This window comes from Glutamicibacter sp. PAEs-4 (genome assembly GCF_051161755.1).
Taxonomy (GTDB): domain Bacteria; phylum Actinomycetota; class Actinomycetes; order Actinomycetales; family Micrococcaceae; genus Glutamicibacter; species Glutamicibacter nicotianae.
Window position 1 is genome coordinate 2,994,930 of sequence record NZ_CP195017.1, and the last position, 17,582, is coordinate 3,012,511.

Consider the following 17,582-nt stretch of genomic DNA (forward strand, 5'->3'; position numbering starts at 1 on the left):
GCCTATAGGCTTTGACCGCTAAAACGCGAGAAATCAGCGCCCGTTACCCCTATGCCAGGTCGAGTGATTCCTTGCACAGTTCAATAAAGCGATCGTTTGCCTCAACTTCGCCGATGGAGACCCGCACTCCCTCGTTCGAGAAGCCGCGCACAGACAACGCCACGGCGTTGGCCCGCTCGACAAACTGGCCGGTCTTTTCTCCCAGCGGCAGCCAGACGAAGTTCGCCTGGGTGGAAGGAATCTTCCAGCCCATCTCGGCCAAGGCCGTCGCCACTCGTTCGCGTTCGGCCACCAGCCCCTCGACACGCTCAAGCACCAGGTCGATATTAGCCAGCGAAGCGACCGCGGCATCCTCAGCCACGCTGGAGACGGCAAACGGGGTGGCGACCACGCGGATGTTCTCGGTGATCTGCGGATGGGCCACCGAGTAGCCGACCCGGAGATTCGCCAGGCCGTGGGCCTTCGAGAAGGTGCGCAGCAGAACGACATTTTCGTTCTCGTTGTAGGTGTGAATGCCATCCACCGATTTCTCATCACGGACGAACTCGATGTAGGCCTCATCCAGGACCACCAGCACGTTCTTCGGAACGCGTGCCAGGAAATCATCGACCTCGGCCTGGGTGAGTACCGGTCCGGTCGGGTTATTCGGGGTGCACAGCAAGATCACTGAGGTGTTCTCGTTCACCGCGGCGATCATGGATTCCAGGTCGTGGCGCCCATCTTCCAGCAGTGGAATCTCCACCGGCAGCGCACCGGCGGTCTGCACGAGAATCGGGTAGGCCTCGAAGGAACGCCACGCATAGATGACTTCATCCTGGATGCCGTCCTCGTTCTGGCCCGCGAAGGTATTCAGGATTTGCACCAGCGCGCCGAGGGAACCGGCGCCGGTCACGATATCTTCAGCCGGCACGTCCAAATAATCGGCGAGGGCCATGCGAAGCTTGGTCGATAGCGGGTCTGGGTAGCGATTCAGGCTGTCCTGCTCGACGACTGCCTGATGCACAGCGTCCAACGGGCCAAAGGGAATCTCGTTCGATGACAGCTTGTAAGCTTGGACGCCTTCAACTGGAGCAGGCGGCTTGCCCGCAGCGTATTTTGGCAAACGTGCAACTACAGAGCGTGGCTGCACCTGATCTTGGGTCACCGGGTTCTCAGTCATACCTCAAAGCGTAGTCCTCACTATGGGTTTAGCGATATCCGAGGTTCATCCGAATCCCAGATTTCTGTGCCAAAGTTAAGCCATGAGCTTTCTGATTCGAGTCATCGTCAATGCGCTTGCCCTCGCCGCCGCCGTTTGGGTGGTGCCCGGTCTCAAGATCGTCGCGGCAGGCGAAGGCACCATGAGCACGGTCATCGCCTATCTGGTCGTTGCAGTCATCTTCGGCTTGGTCAACGCCTTGGTCCGTCCAATCGTCAAGCTTTTCTCCTTGCCGATCACCTGCCTCACCCTGGGCCTGTTCACAATCGTGATCAATGCCCTGATGCTCTTGCTGACGTCATGGCTGACGACCTTCACGCCCATCGAACTGGTCATCGAGCAGTTCTGGTGGGATGCCATCGCCGGCACGATCATCATCTCCATTGTCTCGGCGGTCCTCGGACTATTCGTCAAGAGCGATCGCGACTAAGCGGACTACCGCTCACGGCTAAAAGAAGACGGCAACCGGCAGGTGCCGTCTTCTTTGGTTAGTTCCCAATTGGCCGGCCCGGCCATCTCCCCGTTTCCGCTGCCTTTTACTGTGGCGTCGGAAGATACTGGCCTTGGATAGCGCGCTGCAGCTTTGGGCATCTTAATGGGGCGGCGCCACATGCTTGAGCCGACGCTTCTCCTCTTCCGTGATGGGCCGAGGTTCTTTCGGCTTCCGCTCCAGCTTGAACATGCGGATTTTCACCAGTGGTTCGGGGAGGTAGTACTTCTCCAGGTGCTCCCTGATTTCCCGCTTCGGATTCTCATCGAGTTCCAGAAGGTGGTCACCGTAATTCTTGAGGTTATGCGGAGCGCCAAAGATGCCATCGTCGGGCAAGATGTCCTCCATGTGCTCCCGCGGGCCCGGGAAGGTGGTCGTGTAATGCTCCCCCTTGCCGGGGTTGGGCCCACCATCGGTACCCGGCACCATATCCTTCTGGTCTTCAACCGACAGGCTGCGTACGTCTTCTGGCAGGTCAATCGTGCCGATGGGCGATCCAAGGGTCAGGACTTTATTCAGCTTGTACTTGTGCTTCAAGAACTTGTTCTTCGACAGCTGGGCCACATGAATGCCCCCTTGCGAATACCCGGAGAGGATGAGCTCATCGCCCTCTTTCGCTCCGCTGATCTCCAGTGCCTCATCAAGCGGTTTCGCGAAGTTCTCGGATTCCACCCCGAACCCGTCGGCGATGCCTTCCGGGCCAAAAGGCGAAGGAACTTCTGAGTCATTCTGTGTACCCGGGAAGATCGCAATGTACGTATCCTCATCAGCCTTCACGATCATGATCTTCCCGTTATTCTCCGTCCCTTCGCCTTCCAGCATTTGGTGCAACTGGAAATAGCTTTGCATCTTTCCATCGACTTCAACCGTTTGCGTTGGATCCTGCCCAGTGAGCTGTATTTCGGTATTGCGATCTGCTCCCAGCCGCCGGATAAAGCCCGACAGATCCTTGGCTGCACCTTCGATCTGCTCGGTCAGCGTCAGGTTCGATCCAAAGGGCCAGCGCGGCAGGTACGAAAACATCAAGCGCAGGAACATTTCCATGCTTTCCAGAGGCGGACGCCAGCCGTTGTCGCGGGTCTCGGAAATGAAGTCTCCCACCAGCACGGCTCCCGTGCTGGCTAGCACCATCCGTTCAGCAGCGGACTCGGCAACTTCATAGTTCCGCATGGCTTCGGAGACTTTTGCGGTCAGATCGAACGCTGTAATTTGCCCCTCTCTGGACTGCTGATAGGCGTCCCTGATCAAGTCGCCCAACAGCCCGACGTTATACCCCCTGGCACCGATGCCTGACACCATGCACTGCAGATCCAGGTCGCGCTGGCAGCTATCAGCTGCCTGCGCGGCTTTGAGCAGTACCTCGGATATGCCATCGATATCGTTGGCAACCCGCTGGCAGATCTCCCCTGCCTCGGCGTAATCCAGCGAGTTGTAATTGACTTCATATCCCATGGCTACGAGGCCATTCGCTGGTTCATGATTTGTGCTTCGAGGTTCTGGATCTCCCGCATGGCTACCCCTACGTACTCCTCCGCGTCGCCCAGCTCGCTGTTGAGCATTTCCAGCCGGCGGCTCAGCTCGTCGACATTCTCCAAAAACGCCTTGCCTGCCTTGGAATTCCAAGTCAATGAATGGATTGACCCCAACTGCGCGATGGCGAATTGAGTGGTTTTCCGTGCGTCATCGAGTTGGCTCGCCACCGTCAGCAGCGTCGCTTGAAACATCATTTTCCTGCTCCGCATCCTTGAGAATTTGTCCACCATCATGGACAGCCGCGATTCGGTGCCAGCAGGATTTGGGCCCAGTTGTGGAAACAGGAACGGTGTAAAAGATGTGATGTAGCGCCGGGGATGGAAGAATATGAGCATGGCTGAGATTGCGCGCACTTCCCTTGCTAATGAACCACTGGCTTTGACTGCCCTCGACGGACGCTACCGCAGCGCCGTGGCACCACTGGTCGACTACCTTTCCGAAGCGGCTTTGAACCGCGACCGCGTTCACGTCGAAGTTGAATGGCTGATCCATTTGACCGACAACTCCGTTCTTCCAGGCACCTCCCCGCTTACTGCGGACCAGAAGGCGGCACTGCGCAAGATCGTCACCGATTTCAATGCTGACTCGGTGAAGGAACTGGCAGAGATCGAAGCTGTCACCGTTCACGACGTTAAGGCAGTGGAGTACTACATCGCCAACCGCCTGGAAGCAATTGGCATCGGCAACCTCAAGCCGCTGGTGCATTTCGGCTGCACCTCCGAGGACATCAACAACCTGTCCTACGCGCTGGGCGTCCAGGGCGGCGTGCAGCAGGTATGGCTTCCAGCAGCCCGCGACCTGGTGGCCCAGCTGTCCAAGATGGCCGAGGATTCCCGCGACGTGCCGATGCTCTCGCGCACCCACGGCCAGCCAGCCACCCCGACTACCCTGGGCAAGGAACTGGCAGTGCTGGCATGGCGCCTGACCCGCCAGCTGGACCGTGTCGAGAAGACCGAGTACCTGGGCAAGATCAATGGTGCCACCGGCACCTACGCGGCCCACTATGCTTCGGTTCCAACTGCCGACTGGCAGAAGGTTGCCAAGGACTTCGTCGAGCACCTGGGCCTGACCTGGAACCCGCTGACCACCCAGATCGAATCCCACGACTGGCAGGCAGAGGTCTACGCAGACATCGCCCGCTTCAACAGCATCCTGCACAACCTGTGCACCGATGTCTGGAGCTACATCTCCATCGGCTACTTCGCGCAGATCCCAGTGGCAGGTGCCACCGGCTCCTCGACCATGCCGCACAAGGTCAACCCCATCCGCTTCGAGAATGCAGAAGCGAACCTGGAGATCTCCAACGGCCTGCTGAACACCCTGGGTTCCACCCTGGTCACCAGCCGCTGGCAGCGCGACCTCACCGACTCCTCCTCGCAGCGCAACATCGGCACCGCCATCGGACACTCGGTGCTGGCGATCTCCAACGTCGCCAAGGGCCTTGACCGCCTGGATGTTGCCGAGGCCGTGCTGGCCGAGGATCTGGACCACAACTGGGAGGTCCTCGCCGAGGCCATCCAGATGGTCATGCGCGCCGAGGCCATCGCCGGTGTCGAGGGCATGGACAACCCGTACGAGCGCCTGAAGGACCTGACCCGCGGCCACCGCGTGGATGCAGCCCGCCTGAAGGAATTCGTTGGCGAGCTGGGCCTGTCGGCCGATGCTGAAGCCCGCCTGCAGTCCCTGACCCCGGGCACCTACAATGGCATCGCTTCGCAGCTGGTGGACCACCTGAAGAAGTAGCCGTACGGCACAAGCCGGGCCCGGTACGTCGAGTTCGACGTACCGGGCCCGGCTTTCCAGTTAAGGAACAGCCACCGGGCTACGGCGTTAGCGCAGCTGGCTGACGAATCCGGTGCGCGCATGCAACGAGGACAGCACGTGGTCGCGGACGGCCTGTTCGATGCGGGCCGCGGGCGCGCCGTCGCGGATCAGCCGCAGCAGTTCGCGGTGCTCATCCACAGCGGCGTGCGCCCGCTCCGCATCCACCGCACGCTCCGCCGCATGCAGTGCGGAGAACTTGCGCCATTCTGCCTCGACCAGCTCTCGCAGCCGCGCGTTCGGGCACCCGGCATGCAGCACCGCGTGGAACTTGGTGTTCAGCCGGGTGTATTCGGCCGGGTCGAAGTCCCCCAACAGACCTGCGAGCTGCTCATTGATCTGTTCCGCCCGATCAAGCGCGGCGCCACCCACTGCCAGCGCGGCCAGCGCTGTAGCCGACCCGTCGAGCACCGCCAGCGCCTCCATGCCCTCGCGGTAGGCGCGCTCGTCGAGTTCGGCGACCCGCGCGCCGACGTTGCGCTCGATCTGCAGCAGGCCCTCGGCGGCCAGCCGGTGGATTGCCTCGCGCACCGGCACGGCGCTGATCTCAAGGTGTGCGGCAATAGGCCCGGCCAGCACCCGCTGGCGCGGTGCCAGCGCGCCGTCCAGCACCTGTTCGCGCAAATAGTCGTAGGCCAGATCGGCCTTGCTCCGGCCGCGCTTGCTTTCCGCTTGCGCTTGGCTTGCCGTCATGGTTCCTGCTTTCACTCGCGGGTTGACCCTCAGATTTTATAATATAAAGTGTGTAACGGGAATCACCCAGCGGCTCCCCTGCCGGACCGCGCATGCAAAGGAGCACCCATGACCCAGCACGCAGCACCGACGCTGCCGCTCGATGAACTGGCCGCCGTCTTCGGTCCCCGGCTGAGCACCGCAGCGGATGAATTGGACCGCGTGGCCCGCGACCAGTCGCGCTACCAGCCCGAGGGGCGCCCGGCAGCGGCCGTCTTCCCCGAATCCACCGACGAAGTCTCGCAGGCGCTGGCCTGGGCGCACCGCCACGGCGTGACGGTCTCGGTGCGCGGGGCTGGGACCGGGCTCTCCGGCGGTGCGGCGGGCTACCCGGGCGGGCTGGTCATCAGCCTGGAACGGCTGAACCGGATCGTTGACATCGACGCGGTGAACCGCCTGGCCGTGGTGCAGGCCGGGGTCATCAACTCGGACCTCGACGAGGCGGCTCGGGGACACGGCCTGTTCTTCCCGCCAGATCCTGCCAGTGCGCGGATCTCCACCGTGGGCGGCAACATCGCCACCAATGCCGGAGGGCTGCGCTGCCTGAACCACGGGGTCACCCGCGACTCGGTCGCGGCACTGACCGTGGTGCTGGCCGATGGCCGCGTCGTGCACACCGGGGCACGCACCCGGAAGAACGTCGTCGGCCTGGACCTGACCAGCCTGTTCGTCGGATCGGAGGGCACCCTCGGGGTCATCACCGAGGCCACGGTGCGGCTCAAGCCGGTGCCCGAGGGCGCCGCGCAGACCTTCCGCGCAGGATTCCGCACCGTCGAGGACGCCGGCCGCGCGGTCACGGCAATTGTCAACGGCGAGTACCTTCCGGAGGTGCTCGAACTGCTCGACGCGCACAGCGTCCAGGTCATCGAGGCCTTCCACCCTTCCGGGCTGCCGGTGGACGGGCAGGCGCTGCTGATCGGCCAGTTCACCGGCCGCCATGCGCTGCAGGCCGCGCAGTCGGTCGCCGCGCTGTGCCGCGGCTTCGGCGCAGCGGACGTCGTGATCGGCGAGGGCGATTCGCTGCTGGAAGCGCGGCGGCTGGCCAATCCGGCGCTCAGCGCCCACGGGCTGCGGGTCTCCTGCGATGTGGGGGTTCCGGTGGGCGAGCTGGCCGCGGTGTTCCGCGGGATCGACGAGATCGCGCAGCGCACCGGGCGGATGATCTCCGTGGTGGCGCACGCCGGGGACGGCAACCTGCACCCGACCGTAGACGCGGAGGACACCCCCGAAGGCCATGCGGCCGCCGAAAAGGTCATCGATGAGATCACCCGGCTGGCCCTCGCGCTGGGCGGCACCATCACCGGGGAGCACGGCATCGGCAAGGTCAAGCAGCACGAGCTGTCCTGGCAGCTGGACGAGCCGACCCGTGCGGCGCAGCTGGCGGTCAAGGCCGCGCTGGATCCGGCAGGAATCCTCACTCCGGGGCGCTCGCTGTAGCGAGCAGGGCGGGGACCAGTCCCTCCGGCTAGGCTTGCATCCACTTCTTCCGGTGCTTCACCGGGATGCGCTGGCGCTCGAACTCGTCCAGCAGCGACTCATAGAGCCCGAGGTAGTCCACAGCCGGATAGCGCACCAGGTCGATGCGCAGCGTCCCGGTTTCCGGCTGCTTCAACTGCACCTCCAGCCGGCGGTGCAGTTCGGCCCGGTCCCAGAGCACCTGCACCTTGGCATCGTTCTGGAAGCTGATCGCGGTCACCGAGCCGATTTCTTCCCAGGCCACCTTTCGCCCGCCGCGCAGGATGAGCCCGGACGCACGGATCTTCGCATCGATGGCATCGACACCCTTGCGGCGCATGGCCAGCACCGCGGTCCCCACGCCCCAGGCACCGAAGAGCAGCAAAATGGCACCGAAGAACGTCGGCGTCCAGCTCGCCATGAGTTGCGCACGCCGGACGGAGGTCTCGGGCAGGTCGTTGGCCACGAGATACAGCCCCAGCGGCAGTAGGATCCAGGCCATCATCAGCAGCTGGGAACTGCGTTGCACCCGCGGCCAATGGTGGGCCTTGGCGGTGATGAAGTGCTTGGGCAGTTTGCGCCGAGTGCGGCCGTGGGCCATGAGTGTGCGTTCCTGACGTCGTCGGGTCCCATTCAGAACTGCTTGTGCTTGAACCGTTCCTTGGTGTGGAAGCGGCGCTCCTTGAGCGTGGCGACCAGTGCATCGAGGTGCTCCTGGTATTCGGCCATCGGATAACGCCGCAGGTCGATCTCCAGATAATGCATTGGCGCGCGCCCGCGCACTCCGGGAGACGTCGGATCGACCTCGGAGTTGTCCAGCAGGCTGATCCGCACCACACGGTTGAGCACCGAGTAATCCCAAAGCAGCGGCACCATCGAGTCGTTGATGTAGCGGATGATCTCGGCGCGGCCGATATTCGACCACGGCACCTCCCGGCCGCCACGGGTCACCAGGCCCTGCTCGGTGACGATTACGTCGATCGAATCATCGCCGGCGCTGCGGCGAGTGCCCTGCCGGCCGGTGGCAATGCCCACGATGCCGAAGGTCAGCAACGCCGCGGCGATCACGATCAGGCCGTAGTTCAGCCAATTGGTGGCAATGCTGCTCTCGCCCACTCGGATGTTCTGGCCCAGGATCCAGAATCCTGCGGCGGCCGAGGCAAGGCCCAGCACGGTCAGGATGATTCCGCGCTTCAGGCGTTTGGCATGCAGTTGCGGGGTACTGATGAATTTCACTAATCGGCTTTCGGTAGGTGGCAGGTCTGCGGTCATGAGGTGATGGTGATCGATTCGAGCAACTCCACCATTGGATCCACCATGAATGCCAATGTCACCGTGTCCGAATCGAAGGCATTGAGCACGAAGAGTCCGTGCCCTGCCCGTCCTGCCATCCTGATATGCCCCACCACCGACCGCGCCGGTTCGCCGGGGACGATCTGCTCGGTGGAGAAAGTTGTGAACGACTGGATGATCTCGCCGAAAGTTTCCGAGGCGACCGAATCGAGTTGCTGGCGGGACAACGACTCATAAGGCGGTGCGACGACCTCTTCAAGTGTCATGCCGGGTTCGTCGACATAGACATTCAAGGTTGCCACGCCCATGTTGCTGCCATCTTCGGGAGCAAACCAGAATGAATGATCCGCTTGGTCATTCCGATGCTGGATAACATCGATTGCGTACTTCCTGAACAGCCCTCGGGTTTCCTCGTCGTCCTTGATCGCGGCTTCCGCGATCGAGGACGCCCACTCTTCAGGAGTTTGCCACGTTTCGTTCGGGAACACCCCGGGAAGGGGAATCCAATCAGCCAGATTCGGCTCCACCGTGTAGTTTGTCATTCGAGCCCCACCCACTTGAACGTGCCGATAATTCCGTAGCCAAGGTCTCGCAGCAACTCGATCTCCTCCGAGCCGCGTTGGGATTCGAGGAATCCATAGGTGTAGATGATGCGCAGGCCAACCTCGGGTGCCGGGTCAATGGAGCCGTCCTGTCGAGGCCGCGGCACAACAAAATTCACTTCCGCCTGCACGAATTGGCCATCTTCATGCCTTTTTTCGGCACCAAGCCAGTGGAACCATTGCGCTCCGTCAATCTCCTCGGTAGCGACGTGCTGCCCCATTGCCGCCCTGGCCACTGCCGCCGCCAGACTCGTGCCTGCATTGGCACGCACCGGTGTGATGATCAAGGACGACGGAATGACCGAATTCTCGCTGATGGTCTCAGTGGGCACGACGGTCGAAATCGCCCCCTGCCGGCGCAATCGTTCGAACGTGTCGTGGACGCTCCGGCGAATGAGCAGGACGATATCGGCCCGACCTAGCTTCTTGGCTTTGTCAGTCGCGACCTTGGCCAGCTGCGCTTCACCCTCCACGGTAACTGGATACTCACGCCAGCCTTTGGGATAGAGCATTCCATATCCGATTCCGCGATTGTTCTTGGGCGTCGGTCCAGTCATCGTGTCCTTTCCTCGAGCCTGCTCCGGATGCTTCATGAACGTTACACCGTCATGTTCTTGGCCGTTTGGCCTGTTCCGTAAACGGTGAAGAAGGTGCCACCCAAGAAATCAACAGTACCGGTGAGCAATGCTTCGTCGCGACCTCCGCGGACTTTCGTGGCCCATTCAATAGCTTCCGGACCGGCAATTTTCGAATTCTCGACGATGTAATCTGCAAGCACATAGTTCCGCGAGTCCTTGTAACCCACAAGTATGTTTTCCGTGAATCGTTCGGTGAACTGGCGGTTCTGGAATTTGTGCTGGTAGCCCTCGATGAATTCCCGGCCGGCTTGCCACTGCCGGTACGGGTGCACCATCTCACTCCAAGAATTCGAGAAGCTTGTCTTGACCTTGTTCCATGTGCTTCCCGTCGGCTTCTTGTAGGCCACCGGGAGGGCATCGCCGACCGAGTTGCGCACGATCCCCTTGGCCTTCGAGAAGGGCATGGCGAAGCCCTTCAAATCCTTGAAGCTCAAGTTCTTGATGGCCTTGGGTAGCCCCTTGGCTTTGCCAAAGCCGTTGACAAGTGACTTGATTGGCGTCTTGGCGAACTTGAAAAGCGCGCCCCCAGCCTTGCCAAAGGGGATAATCGAGACTGCCGCGATGATCAATGATGTCCAATCGCCGTCGCCGATAGCCATTTTGTATATCTCGATGCCCAGCGCCGCGATCCCGACAACCAAGGCCAGAGCGGCTGCTACAAGGGCCAACGGCCCGGTCGCCACAATCGCAACAACGAACAGGACCAAGCCGGCAATGCTCAGCGCATCAGCCAGGTGGTCGTACCATTTGTCCTGGTTGTCAGCGATCTCGAACGCTTTCTCGATATCGGACACCGCATCGTCGAAGGCGTCTTCCCAGTAGGAAACTCGGCCATCGAACTTGCCCCAGAGCTTGTTGAGTTTGGATTCGGCCTCCTCACGCGCCGTGGTAGCCGTGGTCAGGTCACTGGCTGCCTGCTCTTTTTCCTCATCGGTGCCCTCGCCAATGCCGAAGAGCCCTCCGTCGGCATCATCCACGGAATCTTGTGCGGTCTCCTCGGCGTCCCTCTTGTTCTCAGCCGTTTGGTTGGCTTCTTCGATGGCGTTGATCAAGGAGCTCATGGACGGGTACCAGTCCGCGCCGCCCCGCGGGGTCGATTCGCCATTCATCGAGTTCTGGACATTATCTAGTTTCTTGGCATACTTCTCGAGCGCCGTGCCAGTGAGGCGGTAGCGGTCTGCGGCCTTGCGCAGATCCGGGAACACCTCACCCGCAGCCTCGCGAACCTTGTCCACCGCGTCTGACTTCAGGTCGCCAGTTCCCTCGCTGATCGCTTCCAGGCGGTTGGCGGAGACGTCCATCCGTTTGCCCGATTCTATGAGGGATTGTCCGCTTGTCAGGAGGCTACCGGCGTCCCCCTCAATGAGCTGGAGGGTGATCTGGGTATATGGTGACTGCAAGCTCATTCTCGATGCAATTCCCGTCTACTTCTTGGGTTTGGGTTGATCATCAGCTGCGGAGTTCAGGAAAGCTTTCATGGTGTCCTCGTCCCACTTTTCGAACCCCTCCTTGATGTCCTTCAAATGATCATGAACGGTTGTGAGATTATCCACGAGCTCACCGCGGTTCTTGTTCCAGTCATTCTCGAAGTCCCTGACGCGATCCTTGAGATCGGATTTTCCCATGGGCGAGCCTACGGATTCGGCGATGCCCTTGGCGATGTCGGAGGCATCCTTGAATTCCTGGATGCCGGTGTGCAGGTTGGTCACGATCTCGTCAAGGCGAGCCAGGTATATCTCATCGGCCACGGGGCAACGACTCCTTAAAATCCAAACGTCCACTTCGACTCATGCACGCAGCATGATCAGAAATGTGGTCGCCCCGTGAATAACGAGGCGACCACATCAGCCGGAAAATTGCGTCCGGCTACTGGCCGGCCATGCCGCGGTCGGTGTCCTGGATCTGGGTCATCATGTCGCGCAGCGCGGTGGCCATGTCGTTGATGCCATCGAACGCGGTCTTCAAGCCGTCGTTCAAGTCCTTGTAGCCTTCGCCGAACTGGCCCGAAGCGTGCTCAGTGGTGAAGTCCTCGCCGAGCAGCTTGTCCACGCCGGACTGCAGCTGCTCAAGCACGCCGTCCAAGTCCTCGCGCCCGGTGTCAAGCTTCGATGCCATGGCTTCCATTTCGCCATAATTAGCCTTGAAATCAGTCACAACAATGCTCCTCAACTTGTCGACTGGCCCGGCTGCCGGGCCACTTTTTTCGTCCACAGACTAGACTAGTGTGGCAGCCGACCTGCTCTCAATGGGGAGAACTCCCCGTGGCAAGCCGGCAACGAACTGAAGTAGAAAGATCCCATGGACGTAGTTTCAGCAGCAGCACTCGCCAGATCCTCCATGCTCGGAATGCATCCAGCCGAAGCACGCCTGCGGATCTGGTCCTACCTCATCGACTACGCCGTTTCGCTGGCAGCGCTGCTGCCCGCAGGCATCGGATACATCATTTTCCTGGTGACCGGGCACTACTCCACGGTCCCGCTGGTCCTGTCCGGGGTCAGCGCACTGCTGCTGCTGGTCTACCTGGTGGTCCTGCTCATGATGAACAGCCGGAAGGGCTCCTCGCCCGGCAAGGCCGCGATGCGCCTGCGCGCCACCCGGCTGGATCCATTCGCCGCCCCGGGTTTCGGCCGTATCCTCCTTGCCTCGTTCGTCTTCCTGCTCAGCCATCTGATCCCGGTCATCGGCCCGCTGCTGATGCTGCTCTCCTGCCTCTTCGACCGGGACCACCGCCGCAGCTGGCTGGACAAGATCGCCCAAACCTACGTGGTTGATATCCGCAAGGGCCTGGATCCGACCAACTCGCGGGCGCTGGCCCGCACCGAATACCTGCTCTCCCGCCCGGACCGGGACATTTCCGAGCATCTGCCATCGCTGGGCACGTCCGCCGAAGACGACATATACGATGACGCCGCAGTGCCCGCGCGTCCCCGATCCACCGCGGGCATCATCGGAGCGCAGAACAGCGATTGGCATTCGCCAGCTGCGCCGCAGACGGGAACCGTCCGCCGCGCGGCCTTCGCCTTTGACGACGGGTCCTATCTCCCCGTTCCCGAATCCGGGCTGATCGGGCGTGCGCCCCAGGCCACGGAAGAGTCCGGCAATGAGCTGCTGGTCGCGCTGAAGGACCCGGAACGGCTGCTGTCCAAAACGCACCTGGCCTTCGGCTGCGACGGGGCGAATGCCTGGATCATGGATCTGGGTTCCAGCAACGGCACGCAGGTCACCGCCGCCTCCCGCGCCCCGCGCAATGCACCACCCAATGTCCGCCTGCATCTGAATGACGGGGATGTCGTCCAGATAGGCAGCCGTACCTTCCGCATTACCTTCCAGGAGACCGCGAAGTGAAAATCAAGGCCACACTCAGGCGACCGGACACCAGCACCATCGACGTGGTGTTGACCTGCGATGCCACCGCCACCGTGGGAGATGCAGCCCGCGCCCTGGCCGGGGAGCAGGTTCCCGAGCATCCCACGCTGCTGGCCACCGCCGCTGGCACCGCACCGGTGCAGCTCGATCCGCACACCCCGCTGGCCGAGGCCGAACTGGGTTCGGGCTTCAGCATCGAGGTCGTGCCGACCACCGATGCCTTCGTCTCGGGAGGCTCGGCGGCAGCGGTGCTGCGCGTGGCCAACGGCCCGGATGCGGGCATGGCCTTCGCGCTGCCCGCCGGCACCTCCTATGTGGGGCGTTCGGAGAAAGCCACCGTGGTGCTCAACGACCGCATGGTCTCCACCCGGCATGCGCGCATCGAGGTGGGAAGCAAGATCGAGCTGGTGGACCTGAACTCCGCCAACGGCATCCTGGTCGATGGCGGGCTGGCCCAGCGCGTCGCGGTGATCCCCGGCCAGCTGATCACCCTGGGTGCTACCGAGGTCTTCTTCGAGCTGCTGCCCGGGACCGCCACCGGCCATTCCCCGGTCTATGAGAAGGGCGGCTCGATCCTCTTCAACCGTTCCCCGCGGGTGGAGGTCCGCTACCCCGGCGAGGAACTGCCGCGCCCGGCGATCCCGCAGGAAGCCAGCCCCAAGCTCTTCCCCTGGCCGATGATCTTCGCTCCGCTGATCATGGGCCTGACAATTTTCTCGCTCACCCAACGCGCGCTGTCGCTGATCGTGGTGCTGATCTCGCCGCTGATGATGCTGGGCAACCTGATCGGCCAGCGCACCCAGAGCAACAACAAGCTGCGCCTGGAAATCGAGACCTTCGAACGGCAATTCGAGGCGCTGGAAGATAGCCTGCTGGCCGGGGAGGAAGCCGAACGCGCGCACCGGCGCAGCGAGGCCCCCGCCACCGCGACCGTCTTCGAGCAGGCCGAATCGCTGGGCCCGCTGCTGTGGACCCGTCGCCCGGAGCACTGGAACTTCCTCTCGCTGCGGCTGGGCTCGGGAACCGCGCGCAGCCGCACCACCGTCGCCGAGCTGGCCGACCGGACCGGGATGCAGGAATATGTGGAACGGGTCGACGAGCTCACCGCGCAATACCGGATGATCGAGGATGTGCCGATCATCGAGCTGCTGCCCTCGGCCGGCGCCATCGGCATTGCCGGGCCGCGGCTGCAATCCGCCGATGCGCTGCGCGCGCTGGCGGTGCAGCTATTCGGCCTGCACGCGCCCAATGACCTGTGCACCGCCGCGATCATCGACCCGGCCTGGACCGAGGACCTTGAATGGTTCAAATGGCTGCCGCACACCACCGGCCCGCGCTCCCCGCTGGCCCAGGTGGCGCTGGCCGATACGCAGACCTCCGGCACCGTGCTGGTCAACGCGCTCGAAGAGCTCATCGCCCGGCGCAACGACCCGTCCGCCTACCGGCTGGGCCCGCTGTCCACCCGGCACACCTCCATGGAGCTGGGCAGGGAAGCCGGCGAGCAGTCCACCGGCGTGCCGACCGCCAAGGACCTTTCGCTGGTGCTCTTCGTGACCAACGACGCCCCGGTGGACCGCGCCCGGCTTTCGCAGATCATCGAGCGCGGGCCAGCCGTGGGCATCTACACGATCTTCGTGGCCCCCACCGTGCAGTCGCTGCCCGCCGCCTGCCGCACCTTCGTGGACGTCACCGACGGCCTGGATGATGCCCGCGTGGGCTGGGTGCGTGCCGGCGAGGAAGCGGTCAAGGTGTCGGTGGAAGGGGTCTCGCGCGAGCATGCCGAGCACTTCGCCCGCCGTCTGGCCCCGATCGTGGACTCCAGCTCGCTGGTCCCGGATTCCTCGGACATCCCGGATTCGGTGTCGCTGCTGCGCATCCTCGGCCCGGACCTGGCTGAATCCCCGGATGCGGTGCTCGAACGCTGGAAGCAGAACAACTCGGTGATCGACCGCGCCGCCACCGGCCCCCGGCCGCGGCTGAAGCGCGCCGGGACGCTGCGCGCCTTCATCGGCCAGGGCACCCCGGATGCGATGAGCCTGGATCTGCGCACCCAGGGCCCGCACGCCCTGGTGGGCGGCACCACCGGCTCGGGCAAATCCGAATTCCTGCAGGCCTGGGTGCTGGCAATGGCCGCCGAATACAGCCCCGACCGGGTGACCTTCCTGTTCGTGGACTACAAGGGCGGCTCCGCCTTCGCCGACTGCGTGGAGCTGCCGCACTGCGTCGGGCTGGTCACCGACCTCTCCCCGCATCTGGTCCGCCGCGCGCTGACCAGCCTGCGCGCCGAGCTGCACCACCGCGAGAAGCTCTTCCACCGCAAGAAGGCCAAGGACCTGCTGGAACTGGAAAAGCGCCAGGACCCGGAAACCCCGCCGGCCCTGGTGCTGGTGGTCGACGAGTTCGCCGCCCTGGCCGGAGAGGTTCCGGAATTCGTGGACGGCGTGGTGGACATTGCCCAGCGCGGCCGCTCCCTGGGCATCCACCTGATCTTGGCCACCCAGCGCCCTGCGGGCGTGATCAAGGACAATTTGCGCGCCAACACCAACCTGCGCGTGGCGTTGCGCATGGCCGATGCCGCGGACTCGAACGACGTGGTGGAGGACCCGATCGCCGCCGGATTCGACCCGTCGCTGCCCGGGCGCGGCATCGCCAAGACCGGCCCGGGCCGGCTGGTGCCCTTCCAGTCCGGGTACGCCGGCGGCTGGACCACCGACGAGCCCGAAGCCGCCGAAGTGCGCGTGGAGGACCTGCGCTTCGGCGGGGCGCGCGTCTGGGAGCAGCCCGAATCCGGCTCGCCGGACATCGAGGAGAACAACGGCCCGAACGACCAGAAGCGCCTGGTCTCCAGCTTCATCGCCGCCTCGAACGGCGCCGGGATCCCGGCCCCGCGCCGGCCATGGCTCGATGACCTCTCGGCCACCGTGGATTTGCGCGAGCTCGCCCCGGATTCGGACAGCCGGATCCCGCTGGCGCTGGCCGACATCCCCGAGCACCAGGCCCAGGAAACCGCCTGGTTCGAACCCGACACCGACGGCCACCTGCTGGTCTACGGCACCTCCGGCGCCGGCAAGTCCGCGGCGCTGCGCAGCATCGCGATCGCCGCGGGAGCCAACCCGGCGGCCGGCACTGCGGCGGTGTACGCGCTGGACTTCGGGACCAGCTCGCTGCGCTCGCTTGAACCGCTGCCGCATCTCGGCGCGGTGATCGGAGGCGATGATGTGGAGCGCATCCAGCGCGTCTTCCGCATCCTGGCCGAGCACCTCGATGAGCGTTCGGCCCGGTACGCGGACGCGAATGCCGCTTCGCTGAGCGAGTACCGCCAGGTGACCGGCAACCTGTCCGAACCGCGCATCTTCCTGCTGATCGACGGTTTCGGCCAGTTCCGCAACGACTGGGAACTGGGCCACGGCCGCGGCGAGTTCTACCAGGTGTTCATGCGCATCGTCGGCGAGGGCCGCCCGCTGGGCATCCACGTGGTGGCCACCGCTGACCGCTTCGGCGCGGTGCCCACCGCGATCAGCGCGAACATCACCCAGCGCGTGGTGCTGCGCATGGCCGACGAGCAGGCGTACAACGTGCTGGGCGTGGCCAAGGATGTGCTCAATGAGCGCAGCGTGCCCGGCCGGGCCATCATCAAGGGCCACGAGGCGCAGATTGCGGTGCTTGGCGGCACCGCCAACGTGGCCGAGCAAACCGCGCTGACCACCAGCTGGGCCCAGGAGCTCACGGCTTCCGGTGCCCCGCAGGCGGCCGGGGTCGAAACCCTGCCCCAGGAATTCGCGGCGGCGTCGCTGCCCGACACGGTCAACGGGCTGCCGGCCATCGGCCTGTCCGACACCACACTGGGTCCGTGCGGCTTCGAGCCCATCGGCACCTTCGTCGTCGCCGGGCCGCCGCAGAGCGGGAAAACCAACGCGATGCGCGCCATGGTCACCGCGCTGGAACGCGCCAACCCGGCCACCCAGTTCTTCCACCTCGGCGGCCGGCGCGCCGAGCTGCGCGGCTGGCGGCAGTGGAATGGCACCGCTTCGGGCCCGGCCGAGACCCGGCAGTTCGCCAAGGACATGCTGGATCTGGTCTCGGATGATTCCATGCCGGGCAAGATGGTGTTTGTCGTGGAGAACTTCACCGAGTTCGCCGATTCGGATGCGGAGCGTCCGATGAAGGAACTGCTCAAGGCCATCAACCGCTCGGATCATTTCCTGATTGCCGATGGGGATATCAACTCGTTCTCCTCCAGCTTCGGGCTGCTCGGCGAGCTGAAGTCCAACCGCCACGGCATCGCGCTCAAGCCCGACGCCTACGACGGGGACTCGCTGTTCAAGGTGCCGTTCCCGCGGGTCAAGCGCCACGAATTCCCGCCGGGCCGCGGTTTCATGGTGCAAAACGGACAACGCACCCTGGTGCACCTTCCGCTCGTGGAGCAGTAGGCGCGAAAAAGCCGGCAGCAACGT

General features: G+C 63.5%; 16 protein-coding genes. 5 read left to right on the plus strand and 11 right to left on the minus strand.

All coding sequences use genetic code 11. The annotated features are described in order from the left end of the window. Positions 1 to 49 precede the first annotated feature (49 nt). Complete coding sequence (locus tag ACR9WD_RS14120) at positions 50 to 1,159, minus strand: histidinol-phosphate transaminase (protein ID WP_423299228.1); 1,110 nt, start codon at positions 1,157 to 1,159, stop codon at positions 50 to 52. A gap of 82 nt (positions 1,160 to 1,241) precedes the next feature. Between ACR9WD_RS14120 and ACR9WD_RS14125 the strand changes: the two genes are divergently transcribed. Further along, positions 1,242 to 1,628, plus strand: a complete 387-nt coding sequence (locus ACR9WD_RS14125) for a phage holin family protein (protein ID WP_073707738.1) — start codon at positions 1,242 to 1,244, stop codon at positions 1,626 to 1,628. A 162-nt stretch (positions 1,629 to 1,790) separates the two neighbouring features. Here the strand turns inward: ACR9WD_RS14125 and ACR9WD_RS14130 are convergent, their stop codons facing one another. Together ACR9WD_RS14130 and ACR9WD_RS14135 are read right to left on the minus strand one after the other, a co-directional pair. Beyond that, the gene (locus ACR9WD_RS14130; protein ID WP_434922267.1) at positions 1,791 to 3,140 is read right to left on the minus strand and encodes a hypothetical protein; all 1,350 of its coding nucleotides are present in this window, start codon (positions 3,138 to 3,140) and stop codon (positions 1,791 to 1,793) included. Positions 3,141 to 3,142: 2 nt separating this feature from the next. Then, positions 3,143 to 3,574: a hypothetical protein gene (locus ACR9WD_RS14135; protein WP_162989351.1), complete on the minus strand. Its 432-nt coding sequence runs from the start codon at positions 3,572 to 3,574 to the stop codon at positions 3,143 to 3,145. On the opposite strand from ACR9WD_RS14135, the gene purB reads away from it, so the two are divergent. Beyond that, on the plus strand, positions 3,555 to 4,964 hold the full coding sequence (purB, locus tag ACR9WD_RS14140; RefSeq protein ID WP_066141859.1) for an adenylosuccinate lyase: 1,410 nt from the start codon (positions 3,555 to 3,557) through the stop codon (positions 4,962 to 4,964). The two genes, ACR9WD_RS14135 and purB, sit on opposite strands and share 20 nt — an antisense overlap. Positions 4,965 to 5,051: 87 nt before the next feature. Here purB and ACR9WD_RS14145 read toward each other — a convergent pair whose 3' ends face one another. Beyond that, positions 5,052 to 5,735 (minus strand): GntR family transcriptional regulator, encoded by a 684-nt coding sequence (locus tag ACR9WD_RS14145; RefSeq protein ID WP_434922268.1) that lies wholly within the window; start codon positions 5,733 to 5,735, stop codon positions 5,052 to 5,054. A 108-nt stretch (positions 5,736 to 5,843) separates the two neighbouring features. On the opposite strand from ACR9WD_RS14145, the gene ACR9WD_RS14150 reads away from it, so the two are divergent. Beyond that, a complete protein-coding gene (locus tag ACR9WD_RS14150) occupies positions 5,844 to 7,211 on the plus strand; it encodes an FAD-binding oxidoreductase (protein ID WP_190264016.1) in 1,368 nt (455 codons plus the stop codon). Positions 7,212 to 7,239: 28 nt separating this feature from the next. Here the strand turns inward: ACR9WD_RS14150 and ACR9WD_RS14155 are convergent, their stop codons facing one another. The 7 genes from ACR9WD_RS14155 to ACR9WD_RS14185 all read right to left on the minus strand — a co-directional run bounded on the left by ACR9WD_RS14155 (position 7,240) and on the right by ACR9WD_RS14185 (position 11,916). After that, a complete protein-coding gene (locus ACR9WD_RS14155) occupies positions 7,240 to 7,830 on the minus strand; it encodes a hypothetical protein (RefSeq protein ID WP_434922269.1) in 591 nt (196 codons plus the stop codon). A 32-nt stretch (positions 7,831 to 7,862) separates the two neighbouring features. Beyond that, entirely contained in the window at positions 7,863 to 8,465 is a 603-nt protein-coding gene (locus ACR9WD_RS14160; RefSeq protein ID WP_190264018.1) for a hypothetical protein, read from the minus strand. Between the two features lie 32 nt (positions 8,466 to 8,497). Continuing rightward, a complete protein-coding gene (locus tag ACR9WD_RS14165) occupies positions 8,498 to 9,064 on the minus strand; it encodes a hypothetical protein (protein ID WP_162989353.1) in 567 nt (188 codons plus the stop codon). After that, positions 9,061 to 9,717, minus strand: coding sequence for a hypothetical protein (locus tag ACR9WD_RS14170; protein ID WP_143181140.1), 657 nt, complete (start codon positions 9,715 to 9,717; stop codon positions 9,061 to 9,063). Before ACR9WD_RS14170 ends, ACR9WD_RS14165 begins: the two co-directional genes overlap by 4 nt. A gap of 5 nt (positions 9,718 to 9,722) precedes the next feature. Further along, positions 9,723 to 11,063, minus strand: coding sequence for a hypothetical protein (locus ACR9WD_RS14175; RefSeq protein WP_073707729.1), 1,341 nt, complete (start codon positions 11,061 to 11,063; stop codon positions 9,723 to 9,725). Between the two features lie 123 nt (positions 11,064 to 11,186). Then, positions 11,187 to 11,510, minus strand: a complete 324-nt coding sequence (locus tag ACR9WD_RS14180) for a hypothetical protein (protein WP_073707728.1) — start codon at positions 11,508 to 11,510, stop codon at positions 11,187 to 11,189. Positions 11,511 to 11,628: 118 nt separating this feature from the next. Continuing rightward, positions 11,629 to 11,916, minus strand: coding sequence for a WXG100 family type VII secretion target (locus tag ACR9WD_RS14185; RefSeq protein ID WP_038993214.1), 288 nt, complete (start codon positions 11,914 to 11,916; stop codon positions 11,629 to 11,631). A 144-nt stretch (positions 11,917 to 12,060) separates the two neighbouring features. On the opposite strand from ACR9WD_RS14185, the gene ACR9WD_RS14190 reads away from it, so the two are divergent. Beyond that, complete coding sequence (locus ACR9WD_RS14190) at positions 12,061 to 13,107, plus strand: RDD family protein (RefSeq protein ID WP_121867406.1); 1,047 nt, start codon at positions 12,061 to 12,063, stop codon at positions 13,105 to 13,107. Next, the gene (locus ACR9WD_RS14195) at positions 13,104 to 17,558 is read left to right on the plus strand and encodes an FtsK/SpoIIIE domain-containing protein (RefSeq protein WP_434922270.1); all 4,455 of its coding nucleotides are present in this window, start codon (positions 13,104 to 13,106) and stop codon (positions 17,556 to 17,558) included. The genes ACR9WD_RS14190 and ACR9WD_RS14195 overlap by 4 nt, the downstream gene beginning before the upstream one ends. Positions 17,559 to 17,582 lie beyond the last annotated feature (24 nt).

What these genes read in the sequence shown, in the direction of transcription:
- ACR9WD_RS14120 (WP_423299228.1), bottom strand. Translation starts at nt 1,159, where the DNA reads ATGACTGAGAACCCGGTGACCCAAGATCAGGTGCAGCCACGCTCTGTA.
- ACR9WD_RS14125 (WP_073707738.1), top strand. Translation starts at nt 1,242, where the DNA reads ATGAGCTTTCTGATTCGAGTCATCGTCAATGCGCTTGCCCTCGCCGCC.
- ACR9WD_RS14130 (WP_434922267.1), bottom strand. Translation starts at nt 3,140, where the DNA reads ATGGGATATGAAGTCAATTACAACTCGCTGGATTACGCCGAGGCAGGG.
- purB (WP_066141859.1), top strand. Translation starts at nt 3,555, where the DNA reads ATGGCTGAGATTGCGCGCACTTCCCTTGCTAATGAACCACTGGCTTTG.
- ACR9WD_RS14145 (WP_434922268.1), bottom strand. Translation starts at nt 5,735, where the DNA reads ATGACGGCAAGCCAAGCGCAAGCGGAAAGCAAGCGCGGCCGGAGCAAG.
- ACR9WD_RS14150 (WP_190264016.1), top strand. Translation starts at nt 5,844, where the DNA reads ATGACCCAGCACGCAGCACCGACGCTGCCGCTCGATGAACTGGCCGCC.
- ACR9WD_RS14155 (WP_434922269.1), bottom strand. Translation starts at nt 7,830, where the DNA reads ATGGCCCACGGCCGCACTCGGCGCAAACTGCCCAAGCACTTCATCACC.
- ACR9WD_RS14165 (WP_162989353.1), bottom strand. Translation starts at nt 9,064, where the DNA reads ATGACAAACTACACGGTGGAGCCGAATCTGGCTGATTGGATTCCCCTT.
- ACR9WD_RS14170 (WP_143181140.1), bottom strand. Translation starts at nt 9,717, where the DNA reads ATGAAGCATCCGGAGCAGGCTCGAGGAAAGGACACGATGACTGGACCG.
- ACR9WD_RS14175 (WP_073707729.1), bottom strand. Translation starts at nt 11,063, where the DNA reads ATGGACGTCTCCGCCAACCGCCTGGAAGCGATCAGCGAGGGAACTGGC.
- ACR9WD_RS14190 (WP_121867406.1), top strand. Translation starts at nt 12,061, where the DNA reads ATGGACGTAGTTTCAGCAGCAGCACTCGCCAGATCCTCCATGCTCGGA.